The sequence below is a fragment of the Mycobacterium sp. genome, assembly GCF_052145595.1.
Lineage (GTDB): Bacteria > Actinomycetota > Actinomycetes > Mycobacteriales > Mycobacteriaceae > Mycobacterium.
On the sequence record NZ_JBKQOI010000035.1, the window covers coordinates 1 to 13,261 of the forward strand.

Below are 13,261 nucleotides of genomic sequence, written 5' to 3' on the forward strand. Positions count from 1 at the left end.
AGCGGTTCGCAACCCAACTCATCGAGCGGGGAGCGAAGGTCTACGCCGCCGCGCGCCGACCCGAAACGATCGACGTGTCCGGCGTCGAACCCATCCAACTGGACATCACCGACCCGGCCTCAGTGCGCCGCGCCGCGGACGTGGCCAGCGACGTTACCGTGCTCGTCAACAATGCGGGTACCGCAACGCGCGCGTCAGTGCTGTCCGGGGCGTTCGAGGACGTCCGGCTGGAGATGGAGACGCACTACTTCGGCACGCTGAATGTCATCCGCACCTTCGCCCCGATCATCGAAGGCAACGGCGGGGGAGCGATCCTCAACATGCTGTCGGTGTTGTCCTGGCTGCATGATCCGACCTCCGGCGCCTATTCGGCAGCCAAGGCGGCCGAGTGGGCGATGACCGACGCAATCAGGCAGGAACTTGCGCCTCGCGGCATCCACGTCACCGCCGTGCACGTCGGCTACATAGACACCGACATGGCCGCCTTCGCGCCTGCAGATCAAAAGAGCGATCCCGCGGTCGTCGCCCGACTCGCGCTCGACGGCTTGTTCGCCGGCGAGCCGGAGATCCTCGCCGACGACCTAACACGCGCGACGAAGGCGCATCTGTCCGGCGGTATGCAGCGGTAACTCCGCCCGGCCGGCTTTACGGTCGCGCTGGACGTTATCTTTCGTCGGCGGCGCAGTCCAGTTCTCATTTGCGATGTCCACTGGATGTCCACTGTGGACAAGAAAGTGAGAATCATTGTGTTGGTGTCAAACTCGCTCGCACTAGCTCGCCGATGACGGCAGCTTCGGCGCCTACGCCGTCGAGATCGCCCGCCGCGTCATCTACCAAGCCACCGGCACCACTGACCTCCCCGACTAAACTCCGCGCCGCAGGCACCGCCTAGTGAAGACCGGCCAGGAACGGAGGCAGCGCGGGCAGTCGTGAGACCTAGGCGCCCGCAAGCCCTTAAGCCCCTGCATCTAGTCCACGACGGTCGTGGACGACCTCACCTACTTGATGCCGAAAATCTCGCCCAAGCCGCTATTGATGATCCTCGCCGAACAGGAGCACCCGGCTCTGCTGGCCGGCCAGCGCTCCGCTTACGCCGCAGCAGGGGAACCGAAGTCACTGCTCGAGGTCGACGGTCACCATCACTCCGTGTACACGGACTGGAAAGACGTGAAGACCGCCGCGGCCCGGGACTGGTTCTTGGAACATCTCACCTCATCGAAAGACAATGAGCCACAACCCAACACGACATCGGCTAACAGATGAAAACGGCGACTTTTTTCATGGATAATGACTAATAACTATCAAATCTGTTGTAGCACTGACGCTTTGAAACGGCGGCGCAGCATCCGGCGGTTTCGGAGCAGCTGAATTACGCATGACCTCATAGGCCCTCTGAGCTCTACGCTCTGAACTCGAGGCGTCGTAGGTTGCGTGCTGCGCCGTCCCTCCTGCGCGAGCCGCTGAACTGCACGACCGTACGGTTCTAGGATCCGCCACGAAGATGAGAAAAACGCGTCCGCCATCTTGATGAGAATTCTGCAAACTTGCAGCTAGAGACGTCCCTATCCGCCACGCAGCGTGAGAACCTACAGTTGCTGCCTCCTACTAAGACTTCTGTAGGTTCTCATCCAACGTGGCGGAATTCTGATCTTCGTGACATCAAAATGGCGGATCCGCCACAATGATGAGAATCTAGTTAGTCGGCCTAGGTATGTGATCTTGTCTTGGCGGTACCCAGTCGCGTCTCCGTCTTGCGCTGCTGGACATGCGAAATGCAGTGTGCATCAAGGATATTGGCGGTTCGTCATCAAGCGGAATTTGCTGTAGCGACGACACAACCCACGACGGCAAATACCGGTAAAGCCCATATTCGTTTCCGGCGTATTCGGTTGTGCTGGGCGAGGCGGCGGGGTAGGGGAGTGCATCTGGGCGGTACTGAGCCGTGGCTATGGTACGGCCGCTGCGGTGGGGTCCAGCGCTGACCACCGTGGGGAGCCGTGCTGTTTGCCAGCCGCCGGGACGTGCACCCAGCGCACGCCCCAGATCAAGTGCCGGCGGGTGGCCCGGGCCGGCCTTGACTGCTCATTTCAGCTATGGCAATCTGAACGCTGTTCTAATTCGGACAGCGTTCGAAAGGGTGTTGTGGCCAGAACCTCGCGGCGGGTGGCCCCCGGGTTGGGCTACGGTGAGTTGGACCGTGCTCATCTGACCAAGCACCTTCTGGCCTTGGCGGAAAGAGTTGGTGTGGACAAGGTCACGATGAGAGGCCTGGCCGCAGAGGCGGGAACGTCGGCGTCTTCGGTCTATTACCACGTGAGCGGTAAGGCCGAGATGCTGGATCTGTTGATCGAGGCAGCAGTCGGCAGCATTGAGGTTCCGGCCGAGGGTGACTGGCAACAGCGTCTTGTCGCGCTCTACACCAACGCATGGCGTGTGCTGGTAGCAGTTCCTGGAATCGCGGCGCTGCTGCAGCGACGTCCACACACAGCGGCCGCGACCGACATGGATCGCGCAACGCGCAAGATCCTGCACGAATCAGGTTTGCCTGAGGAGGATTTCGGTGCCGCGCACGCAGTGCTCTACATCCACCTGCTGGGATCGGTGGAATTGGAGCACCATCGCGCCAAGACAGGTGCGGTCGACGTTGCGGGCGCTGAATCCATGTTCCTGTATGGCCTGCACGTCATTCTCACCGGTCTTAGCCCGGGTGTGAATTGTGATCCAACTCCCGGGAAGAGCCGATGACTGAAGCGATGCTTGATCTCGCCGACCTCTCGCTGTGGGAGGAGGGCTTTCCCGATCACGTATTCGCTGAATTGCGCAGCACGGCTCCGGTCTATCACCAGCAGCTCACCGTGGCCGTCGATGATCGGGTCGGCCGGGAGTTCTGGGTCTGCACCAAACATGCAGAGGTATCGCGGGTGCATCGCGACTATGAAACGTTCACCGCCACTGGTGGTCCGTTGATCCAGGAGGTGGACCTGTTCGCGGCCTACCCGTCGATCGTCAACCTCGACCCGCCTGACCACACCAGGCGGCGCCGGATCATCGCGAAGGCCTTTACCCCGCGCGCGGTGGCCAAGCTCGAGCAGGGCATTCGAACACGCGCCCATCTCATGGCCGGCTCCCTGCTAAGTGCTGGGGGAGGCGACTTCGTCGACCTAGCTGCAGGACTGCCTATTTCAGTTATCGGCGACATTGTCGGTATCCCCGAAGATGACCGTCCGCGGGTTTTCGCACTCATCACCCAGGTTCTCAAGCTGGCCGGCGCGGGGGTATCGACCCCTCAGGGCGACGACCTGGTTCCGTTCCTCGAGTTGTTCCAGTACGCCAGCGAGTTGACAGGGCAAAAACGGGATAATCCGGTCGACGACATCTGGAGCGCCTTGTGCACCGCCGAGATCGACGACGAGGCCGGCGCGAGATTTCTGCTGCCGGCCAACGAGCTGGAGATCTTCTTCTTCATTCTTGGTTTAGCCGGTAGCGATACCACACGCAATGCGTTGTGCGACGGGATCCGGGCCTTCGTCGCCAACCCTGAGCAGGCCGATCGGTATCAGCGCGAACCCGATCTTCGTGGACGTGCCGTAGAGGAAGTGCTGCGCTGGTCCACTCCGATCATATTCTGGGTGCGCGGTGCTACCAGGGACGTTGTGCTCGGCGACGCGCCGATCAAGAAGGGTGCCCGCGTTGTGACGATGCTTCGCTCGGCCAATCGCGACGAGGATGTGTTCGACAAGCCCTTCGACTTCGACATCGCACGAGATCCCAACCCGCACGTGGCTTTTGGCGGAGGCGGTGCTCATCACTGCCTTGGCGCGATGCTGGCCCGGGCGGAAATCAGAGCTGCGTTGGACGAGGTTCTGCTCAACACCGCCGATATCGGGCTCAGCGAGCCGACGGTCCAGCATCCCAACATCTCGTCGAATATGACGGTTTACGAGTCGCTTCCGATCCGGCTCGAACGCAATAACAAACAGCTGCAAGGTTGGTGAATTGATGGTGGCGATAGGTGCGCCAGCGCGGACGACTCTATCCTGCATCTGATGCAATAATCACGGTTCTACCGGTAGAGCCTCATATTCGTTTCCGGCGTATTGGGCGCCCGGGGGGTGGCGAGGGATCAGCGATCGACCGCGCGGCGACGACCCCTATCTCAGCGTGAGCAATGTGTGGTCGATTTGGCTGCGGCTTTCGGGCGACAAGTGCGACGCGCTGATAGCGGCGATAAAGCGTGCGGCCAGCTCACGAAGTCTGACGTTGGTCTCTTGTGAGCGCCACACCAGAATCTCGAATGCGCGGTTCGGTTCGATGCCGTAGGCCGCCATCAACACCCCTTTGGCCTGCTCGATGACCGCCCGGTTCTCTGCGATGACTGCGAGCTCGGCGGTTATCTGGTCCTGTTGCTCTCGTTCATCCGGGGGCCGGGTATTGGCTGACCAGGCGGACTGACGGGGAATCAGCCGACCGTTTCAGCCTCGGGGCTGTCTACCCATTCCCTAATCGCGGGCGCGAGCCAGCGGCGAAGGTAACCGCGTAGTTCGTCGGGTTCCCGTGGCGGGTCGCTGGGATTGGACATGAAAGACTGCACGGCACGAAGTGTCCATTCGATCAGTTCGTCGAGCGTTTCTGACGCGAGTGGCGTTCGGTCCCAGTCGATTGCCGTGCTCTCCAACAAGACTGCCTCCCCGATACGGCGGGCAGTTTCGGATGTGACGCTCCGAAGCAACGTGTGAGACGGCTCATCAAGCAGAAGCTGTAGGTAGGGCTCGTCGGGCACTGCGGTTACGACCTGGACGACGCCCTCGATGATGGCTTCCGAGACGTCGTCGAATGAACTGAGACTTTCGGCGAGGCGTTCCAGGAATCGACGCGTTCCCTGGGCGGCGGCGGCGCGTAGCAGTGCGGTTGTACTCGGAAAGTACCGATAAACCGTCGCCCTGCTGACGCCGAGTTCAGTCGCGACATGGGCGATGGTGGTCTGGCCTCCGCGTTGCTGAACGCACCGATCAGCCGCCGCCAAGATCCTCGCCACCGCCTCATCGTCGCTGCTTGGCGGCTCGCCCAGCCATCCGTGAGTCCGCATGCCAAGCAATCTAGCGCCTGGTCCCTACTCGGGCTGGTGACACCTAGACAATGGCGATACATAGCTGGTATGACTGTATCGTCATGGCATCGGTAAGGGTCGCAGTAACTCTCTGCCGCTGATCTCACGAGCAGAGGATGACCTGCAGCGGTGCCATCTAGCGAGAGTGCCGAGGTAGCAGGCGATGAGCAGCCAATGCAGCGACAGCATCGAGCGCATCGCGAACCGTCTGGGGTTCAGTTGCGAGAACGCCTCGCCGGTCGTGCACCTACGCAATCCGTTCGAACTGGCCAACTCGACGCTGCCCGTCCTGGAACTGATGGTGGTCGCGGGCGCTGTACTCGCGCTGTGGTGGGCGATCCACCGGCTGCGGCGCGACGGCGACCCTGTCAACCTGGTGATCTGGTTCTCCACGGTCATCTATCTGCTTATCGTCGAACCGCCGCTGTACTTCCCCACGGTGTTCGGCATCGACCAAACAATCGGTGCTGTCTTCGCCCACAACGTGTTCACCGTGCAGTTCATGTATGACCGGCTACCGCTGTACATTGTGGCGCTCTACCCGGCGATGATGATGCTGGCCTACGAAATCGTGCGGAGCCTCGGTGTCTTCCGGGACCGAGGGCCGCTCGTCGGCGCGGTGTGCGTGGGATTCGTCCACCACTGCTTTTATGAGATTTTCGACCAACTCGGCCCGCAACTGCGGTGGTGGGCGTGGAACACCGACAACGCGATCAACCGTCCGACGCTTGCCTCGGTGCCGATGAGCAGCGTGCTGCTGTTCGCAACAGTGGGACCGGCATTGGTCGCACTCTTCACGCAGCTTCTGGTAGCTCGACCGCACGCGCGAGGACAAGCGATGAGTCCAGCGGGACTGGTGCTGCGCACGTTTGGCGTCGCCGCGCTGGTCCCCGTTGGACTGGTCATCGCCAACCTGCCGATCCTGCTAGCCGGTGCAGACCATCCAGACGGCCCGCTGCGGTGGGGCGTCTACGTCCTATTCCTTGCGGCCTTCGCAGTGGTGGCGCTTCCGGTTCTGCTGCGCCAGTGGCGCACCGCAGCGCCCCTGCCCGACCTACCCAACCCGTTCGTCCTGATATTCGGTCCGGTGTTCCTGGTGGTGATCGGCGCACTGTGGCTCACGGCTCTGCCCGCCTACCTGAAGGCATCCAACGGCTTTACCTCCGGCGGCACGCCTACCGGCAACGCGGTGTACGCCGCTGCGTGCTTCTTACTCGCGGTCGCGATGACGATGTCGGTGTCGATCCGCGCCCGCACGACCGCAGAACCTGCCGAAGTCCCGGCAAGCGATAGTCAGAACAAGCAGAGCGAGGTAAGCCCATGACAGACTTGGAGATTCGACGCATACGCTTCGACCTCGACGGAGACGTGCCCTTCAACTGGAACGCCGACAATCCCGCGTTTTCCACCTACATGAACATGGTCTCCATCATGGCGATCTGCTTCGAGAAGATGCTCGTCGCGGCCGTACGCGAGGCGATGCCACTCATCACCGACGACAGCGCCGTAGCCGAGGAAGCCGACGCCTTTCTACGGCAAGAGGCACAACACGCCAGCGCCCACCGTCAACACCTGCGGGCACTCATCAAACGCCACCCCGGCCTACAGGAAACCCTCGACGAAGCCGTCGCCTCGTACGACCACCTCACGGAGACGACGCCGCTGAACTACCGGCTGGCCTACGTCGCCGACCTGGAAGCCACCTTCACGCCGTTCTTCAAGATGCTGCTCGACAACGAGGCCACCCTGTTCCGACCCGGAGACGAACGCGTGGCGTCGCTGCTGATGTGGCACTTCGTTGAGGAAGTCGAACACCGAAGCTCGGCGCTGATCATCTATGACGCCGTCGTTGACGACAAGCTGTACCGAACGCGTGTTCTGCCCCGCGTCGTCAAACACCTAATGCAGGTGTCCAACAACGTCTTCGAAGGCATCAACGCCAACGTTCCGCTCTCAGAGCGCGGCATCGACGCACGCGACTTCGGACCGCTCAGCGGCATAATCGCGGCCATACGCCGCACGACCGCACGCGACCGTACGACGGAGCGCACCCACCCGGCGCTGCACACCGTGTCGTGGAGTCAGAAACTCACTACCGCAGCCCGAGTCCTGCTGAGCCAAACGCCGTTCCACAAACCCGCCAAGGAACCACTCCCAGACTTCGCCGACCGCTGGTTCCAGCGGTACGACCGAGGCGACGACATCGCTCACTGGTACTCGGGTGAATCTGCGCCCTAGTCGCGCACACGTAACTAGAGGGTGCGTTCTGAACTGCACCAATCCATTTGGGTTCGAGTGGACGCCCGTCGACCCGTCGACTGGATCGCCGATCTAGTCGCACTAGAGATCACGCCCGGATCGCGGCAATGGTCCAGGCAGGTAGAATCGGTGCGCGCGTGAGGAAGTGGTCGGCTTGGCCGTTCGTCCGCAGCAGAGCTTGCATGCGCAGAATGCAGCACCCCATCCGCACCATCGCGAAAATCTCGTACCAGTCGAGGTCGACGAGCGTGCGACCGATCATCGCCTCGTAGCGTCGGATCACGTCGTCGCGGCTGTCGAACCCCGGCAGTTCCGGATCTGCGTCGAGGCCGTTGACCTCCAGCATCTGCCGGCGAGTGGCCAGCCACCACGCGAAATCGGTCTCGGGCGGGCAGACACAGGCCTGCTCCCAGTCCAGCGCGCCGACGAGCTGTCCTGAGTCGTCGAAGATAGCGTTGGACAGCCGAGCGTCGCCCCAGCACACCGCCAAGGCGCCATCGTCCTCCGGTTGTCGGCGGAGGAGCCAGGCGAACGCCTCGCTCAGTGGATCGGGTACTTGGTTGTCGCTTCCCCATCGCGCGTACTCGCGCCACCACGTCAACTCGGCGGAGTTTCCGACGCCGCCGGGCCGCTGCAGCCATGGCGCTTCGGCAACCGGAACGCGGTGAAGCGCCGCAAGCGTTCCGAGAAACGAGTTGTGCACGTGTCGCTGGATTTCGCGGCCCGCGTCATGCAGCCAGCCGCGGGTCGCGTATGAGGTGTCTGACGGTGTGTGACCGACGATCCGGGGCATCACGAGGAATTTGGCGCCGATCCACACGCGGTCAGGCTCGTAGAGAAGCGGGGACGGCGTCGCGACCCCGTACTCGCGGAGTAGTTCCTGCGTCAGCGCCTGAGCACCGATGTCGTACTCGCGGAAGATGCCGCCCCCGGCCGGTGGTATCCGCACCACGTATTCGCTTGGCTGCCCGCGGACTTCCGCCGTGAACATCAGGCTTTCACTCGACCAGCCCGCGGCGCGATTAGCCACCTGCAGCTCGGACACCGCGGTCTCATCGCCGAATCTGTGCTGGAACCACGCCTCGAGACGCTCCCGCGTTTCGGCCAGATCGCGCTGAGCGAGCGTGATGCCTGCCATCCCGACAGAGTTACACACGATGCGTCGCATGTAAAGAAATCATTGCTTACATATCTAAATCTGGATGTAATACGCTCGCCAGGTGACCCGACCCAAGCCGATCACGTTCGGCGACATCGAGGACACCGCGAAAGCACTGGCGGTGCTCGTCCATGGATTTCCGGACACGCCCTACACCTGGCGCCACCTCGGCCCTCAACTCGCCGAGCGCGGATACCGAGTGCTGGCGCCGTGGCTTCCGGGGTATGACGCCCCCGTCGACAGGAATGTCAGCGTGGGCACCTACGTCCGCCATATCCTCGACACCCATCGCGGGTACGGGGCAGACGATCGAGCGATACTGATCGGGCACGACTGGGGTGCACATGCCGGCTATGGAGTGGCGGTTACCGATCCAGGGGCATTCAGCAGATACATCGCCTTGGCAGTTCCGCCCGCGGCGGCACTGACGCGCATGTTTTCCTACCGCCAACTCAAGCGGTCGTTCTACATCTGGTTCATCCAGCAGATCGGCCTCGCCGACGCCGTGCTGGTTGAGCCCGGATTCTGGGAGTCGCTGTGGGCGGACTGGTCGCCCGGCTACGACCCGTCGGACGACATCGCTGAGCTGCGCAAACACGTCACTGCCAACAACATCGCCAACGTCATCTGCCCCTACCGCGCCTCGTTCAACCCGCAGTTCGCCGATCCCGATGCACATGCCGAGGAAGCGGCGACGATGCAGCCGCCGCCGGTACCGACGCTGTACCTACACGGTGCCGACGACGGCGGAATGGGCGCCGATCTGCTCGATGAATTCGACATGTCGGTGCACTTGCCCACGGCGGGGTCAGCATTCGAGATCATCGACGATGCCGGCCATTTCCTCCATCTGGAAAAGCCGGAGCTGATCGCTGCCAAAATCGGCGACTGGCTTGGCGCTTAACCGACCGCCTGAACCACGCCCCGTCGTGACGAGTGGAGGCCAGCGGCGTGGCGCAGCTCGGCCAGGAACTCCGCGGTGTTGCCGCCCCCGATCACGTAGTGACAGACGGCGATACGGACAACCGCAGCGGCCGCGATGCCGCTGTTCTCGCCGGGAATGATGCGGGCGATGCGTTCGTGCATGACGGGCAGCGCGCGCTTCATCTGATGGATCACGTGTTCGGGCTCGATGTCGGCCAGCGAGCCGAGCGAGTACGAGCTCTGGAAGTCCACGACGAATCGCAGTGCAGCATCCAGCCGGTCAGGTCCGCTCAATCCCGCCATCGCGGCAGTCATCCCCGCGTCGAAGTTGTCCTGTTCGTACAGGCCGAACGCTTCCAGCAGTCCCTCCTTGGAGCCGAAGTACCGATAGAGGGTAGGCCGAGAGACGTTGGCCTCGGCGGCTACATCGGACAATTGCAGCTTCCGCCGTCCGTCGCGCGAGAGCACGACGAACGTGGCCGCAAGGATCCGTCGTCGCGTCGACTGTTCGCCGTCGGCGAGCGGGCGAGAAGCCACCGTTTCCGTCCTTTACATATAAAGGTCCAAATGTCACACTGGCCCTATCCTAGACCCCGGCGTCCGGACCGGCACATGAAACACCGCTGGATGCCAATGTTAAGTCCCCCAACGGGGAGGTGGCGACCGATGACGAAGCTCGTCGTCCGCAAGATCCCCTGGGAGTTCGATGAGACGGTGCCATTCATGTGGCAACCGGCCAACCCGAACTTCGGCCTGTTCTGCAATGCCTTCACGTTCATCGCGGTGCCCTTTGAGCGCTACATCGTCAGCGTGGTCCGAAAGGCCGCCGATCGCCTCAACGAGGACCCCGAAACCGCCGCTGAAGCCGATGCGTTCCTGCGCCAGGAAGCCCAGCACGCCGCGGCACATCGCAAGCACATGATCGCCCTCGTGGCGCGCTATCCCGAACTGGAACGGTGTTACGACGATGCCTGCAACGCTTACGACGAGCTGATCGAAGAACAGCCGATCGAATTCCACGCCGCCTACATCGCCAACCTGGAGGCGACCTTCACACCGCTGTTCAAAGTCATTCTGGACAACCGCGATTCATTGTTCGGCGGAGGAGATCAGCGGGTCGCATCGCTGATGATGTGGCACTTCGTCGAAGAGATCGAGCATCGCAGCTCGGGGCTGATCCTGTGCCGGCATATCAATCCCGATCCTTGGTACCGCGTCAAACACGTTCGGTCTACGTTCGCCCACGTCGGCGAGCTGTCCGAGCGGGTGGCCAAGACGTTCGATGCGGTCGTGCCCCATGAAGATCGTGGGGCATCTGCTCAAGAGCTGATGTCGAATCTGTTGTTCGACGAGTTCAAATACCGCGCTCCCGGGGGTAGACGTCGACGCGCCCGGCGAACTGGCCCGCCGACATTGTTCCATGCGGTGCCGACAACCCAGTTGGTCAAGATGGTGTGGCGACTAACGCTGTCCCAGACCCCAAAACACGATCCCGCCGACCAACCGCTGCCCGACTGGGCAGCAGAGTGGATGCGTCAATACGACCGCGGCACAGATATGACGACCTTCTTCGGCTCCCCACCCATCAACACTGCAGGAGAGTAATCGCTTTGCTGTCAACAAATTACGGCGGTTTGGTGCCCGAAGATGAACTGCTCACCCACCAAATCGTCGACACGTTCGCCACGGTCGCCCAGTCCGATCCATCGTGGACGGAGAAGATCTGGACAATCGCGCACGCGCGCGACAACTCGCTGCAGGTCGTCCTCGGTATCGGCAAGTACACCAACCGCGGGGTTTTCGACGGAGCCGCCGGCGTCTGCCGTGGTACCGAACAATGGACGGTACGGGCCGGGCGGCGGTTGTCATCCGACCCAGCAGGCACCCACGTCGGGCCGATTCACTACCGCGTGGTCGAAGCGCTGCGCGCCATCCAAGTGAGCCTCGACGCGACCGAACACGCCCCAATCGCATTCGACGTCGAGCTGCGCGGCGACTTCGATGCGGCACTCGAGGATCCGTGGCCCGACCGCAGCCCCGACGGGTACCGCGTCACCCATAACGTGCTTCGGTACCACCAGATAGGTGTGGCAGCCGGTTGGGTCGAGCTAGAGGGCCACCGCACCGAAATCGTGGCCGACAAATGGATCTCGATTCGCGACCACTCGTGGGGACTACGCCCAGGAGTAGGCAAGCCGATCCCCGGCCTGCCCCGCGGCGGCCGCAAGATCAAACAGATGTTCATGACCTGGCTACCGATGACACTGACCCGCCAAGACGGATCTGCATACACGCTGTTTGTCATGTACCAGGAGGAACGCGGCGACGGATACCTCGAGATCCGCTGTCAGGCAGAGCAACAGAATGGCGACGGCACCGCGCACCGCTTTGCGTCCGTCGAACAAGACATGCACTTCCAAGACGACAACCGCCGGTTCACCCACGGCACCATCACGCTCATCGACAGCGACGGCGCCAAACGCCCCCTGACGATCACCGCGGCCGGGCCGACGGGATTCCACCTCGGCACTGCCGGCTACTACGGATGGAACGACTGGGTGTACGGCCAATGGGTCGGCGATCTCAAGGTCGAAGGCAACCACGTGAGCGACTGCGACAAGCCCGAAAACGCTCGCGAGCTCCATCAGCTCAGGGACCTTCTCGTGCATGTGGAAGATCCCGTCGGCGGAGGATCCGGTCTGGGCAACGCCGAGACCTTCGCGCTCGGGACATTCCCCGAACGCGGTCTTACTAGTGAGAACTCGTTTCTGTAGTACTTCCGAGGCTGCGTAGGAGAATGGGCCAGCGCCCGCTCTCTCCGGCCAGCCCGTCCGCAGTCCGTCCGCAGTAGCTTCGACGACCGCGCGACTCGCCAACGCCGCCAACCTTTTGACCTGCTGTTCCTCGTCGTACCCAACGCGGTCAACCGCAACAAACGTCCAGTTCGACTCGTTCGCATCGAGTAGGTCGGCGCTGAGCGCTCCTCGGGAGTACGGCTGAGGTTCCGGCGTCATCTTGCTCCCACCGCGCGGCAGCCAGCCAGCACCGGGCCCACCGTTGACAGGTACATACGAGCGAGGGGCCCCTTGTCGCCCGGCCACCCGATAATGAGCCTTAGCCGTGGCCGCGACAAGGAGCGCATAGGACCCCATGAATACGCCAGATACACCGCCCTGGCCGGACCCCTTGAACTGATCCGTAAGATCTGTACCCGTGTTGTTGGTCCAGGGTTGTGCGAGGTGAGGGCAGAGTGATCATCGGGAGGTCACATGCCCCGTCAGTACTCATCGTCGGTACGCCGGCAAATTGTCGCACGGCTGCGATCAGGTGAACCTGTGACCGCGGTGGCTGCTGAGACCGGGATCTGTCAGGCGACCCTGTTCCGGTGGAAGCGCCAGGCGCTGATCGACGCCGGAGTCATCGAGGGAACCCCGAGTGTGGAGGCCGACGAACTCGCCGCGGCTCACAAGCGCATCGCGCAACTCGAGGCCGAGCTGGCCCTGACCCGCGATGCCTGCGAGTTGTTCGACGGTCAGGCGGTGGTGCCCCCAAAACACCGACGCGCGATCGCTGAAGGGCTGATCGCGCAAGGACACTCAGCTCGATCCGCTTGTCGGATAACAGGATTAGCACGTTCGTTGCTGCAATACCACCGGCGTCGCTCCGTCCCAGACCGTGAGGTGCGCCGGCAGATTGTGGCCGACACGATCACCGAGATCCACCAACGCTCTCGCGGTACCTATGGGCGCCGACGGGTCCGTGCCGCGTTGCTGGCCGACTACGAGATGAACGTCAACCTCAAGCTGGTCAAC

Annotated in this window: 14 protein-coding genes; 10 read left to right on the forward strand and 4 right to left on the reverse strand. The window is 62.5% G+C overall.

What is annotated here, in order from left to right:
• The 4 genes from ACLP4W_RS02370 to ACLP4W_RS02385 form a co-directional block, all read left to right on the forward strand.
• On the forward strand, positions 1-629 hold a 629-nt coding region (locus ACLP4W_RS02370), incomplete at its 5' end, for an SDR family oxidoreductase (RefSeq protein ID WP_442383754.1).
• Between the two features lie 355 nt (positions 630-984).
• Positions 985-1,263, forward strand: coding sequence for a hypothetical protein (locus tag ACLP4W_RS02375; RefSeq protein ID WP_442383756.1), 279 nt, complete (start codon positions 985-987; stop codon positions 1,261-1,263).
• Positions 1,264-2,163: 900 nt separating this feature from the next.
• A complete protein-coding gene (locus ACLP4W_RS02380; protein WP_442383758.1) occupies positions 2,164-2,745 on the forward strand; it encodes a TetR/AcrR family transcriptional regulator in 582 nt (193 codons plus the stop codon).
• Positions 2,742-3,995: a cytochrome P450 gene (locus ACLP4W_RS02385; RefSeq protein WP_442383760.1), complete on the forward strand. Its 1,254-nt coding sequence runs from the start codon at positions 2,742-2,744 to the stop codon at positions 3,993-3,995. The genes ACLP4W_RS02380 and ACLP4W_RS02385 overlap by 4 nt, the downstream gene beginning before the upstream one ends.
• 156 nt (positions 3,996-4,151) lie before the next feature.
• Here ACLP4W_RS02385 and ACLP4W_RS02390 read toward each other — a convergent pair whose 3' ends face one another.
• On the reverse strand, positions 4,152-4,463 hold the full coding sequence (locus tag ACLP4W_RS02390) for an ANTAR domain-containing protein (RefSeq protein WP_442383780.1): 312 nt from the start codon (positions 4,461-4,463) through the stop codon (positions 4,152-4,154).
• Positions 4,460-5,086 carry a helix-turn-helix domain-containing protein gene (locus ACLP4W_RS02395; protein WP_442383762.1) on the reverse strand — a complete coding sequence of 209 codons (627 nt, stop codon included), beginning with the start codon at positions 5,084-5,086 and terminating at the stop codon, positions 4,460-4,462. Before ACLP4W_RS02395 ends, ACLP4W_RS02390 begins: the two co-directional genes overlap by 4 nt.
• Positions 5,087-5,270: 184 nt before the next feature.
• Here ACLP4W_RS02395 and ACLP4W_RS02400 point away from each other — a divergent pair, with 184 nt between their 5' ends.
• On the forward strand, positions 5,271-6,431 hold the full coding sequence (locus tag ACLP4W_RS02400; protein ID WP_442383764.1) for a hypothetical protein: 1,161 nt from the start codon (positions 5,271-5,273) through the stop codon (positions 6,429-6,431).
• The gene (locus ACLP4W_RS02405) at positions 6,428-7,345 is read left to right on the forward strand and encodes a metal-dependent hydrolase (protein ID WP_442383766.1); all 918 of its coding nucleotides are present in this window, start codon (positions 6,428-6,430) and stop codon (positions 7,343-7,345) included. The genes ACLP4W_RS02400 and ACLP4W_RS02405 overlap by 4 nt, the downstream gene beginning before the upstream one ends.
• A gap of 109 nt (positions 7,346-7,454) precedes the next feature.
• On the opposite strand, the gene ACLP4W_RS02410 is transcribed toward ACLP4W_RS02405, so the two are convergent.
• Positions 7,455-8,504, reverse strand: a complete 1,050-nt coding sequence (locus tag ACLP4W_RS02410) for a phosphotransferase family protein (protein ID WP_442383768.1) — start codon at positions 8,502-8,504, stop codon at positions 7,455-7,457.
• An 82-nt stretch (positions 8,505-8,586) separates the two neighbouring features.
• On the opposite strand from ACLP4W_RS02410, the gene ACLP4W_RS02415 reads away from it, so the two are divergent.
• Positions 8,587-9,429 carry an alpha/beta fold hydrolase gene (locus tag ACLP4W_RS02415; RefSeq protein ID WP_442383770.1) on the forward strand — a complete coding sequence of 281 codons (843 nt, stop codon included), beginning with the start codon at positions 8,587-8,589 and terminating at the stop codon, positions 9,427-9,429.
• Here the strand turns inward: ACLP4W_RS02415 and ACLP4W_RS02420 are convergent.
• Positions 9,426-9,986 (reverse strand): TetR/AcrR family transcriptional regulator, encoded by a 561-nt coding sequence (locus ACLP4W_RS02420; RefSeq protein WP_442383772.1) that lies wholly within the window; start codon positions 9,984-9,986, stop codon positions 9,426-9,428. The two genes, ACLP4W_RS02415 and ACLP4W_RS02420, sit on opposite strands and share 4 nt — an antisense overlap.
• Before the next feature lie 129 nt (positions 9,987-10,115).
• On the opposite strand from ACLP4W_RS02420, the gene ACLP4W_RS02425 reads away from it, so the two are divergent.
• The 3 genes from ACLP4W_RS02425 to ACLP4W_RS02435 all read left to right on the forward strand — a co-directional run.
• Positions 10,116-11,054 (forward strand): metal-dependent hydrolase, encoded by a 939-nt coding sequence (locus tag ACLP4W_RS02425; RefSeq protein WP_442383774.1) that lies wholly within the window; start codon positions 10,116-10,118, stop codon positions 11,052-11,054.
• A gap of 5 nt (positions 11,055-11,059) precedes the next feature.
• Positions 11,060-12,223, forward strand: a complete 1,164-nt coding sequence (locus tag ACLP4W_RS02430) for a hypothetical protein (RefSeq protein WP_442383776.1) — start codon at positions 11,060-11,062, stop codon at positions 12,221-12,223.
• A 495-nt stretch (positions 12,224-12,718) separates the two neighbouring features.
• On the forward strand, positions 12,719-13,261 hold a 543-nt coding region (locus tag ACLP4W_RS02435), incomplete at its 3' end, for a transposase (RefSeq protein ID WP_442383778.1).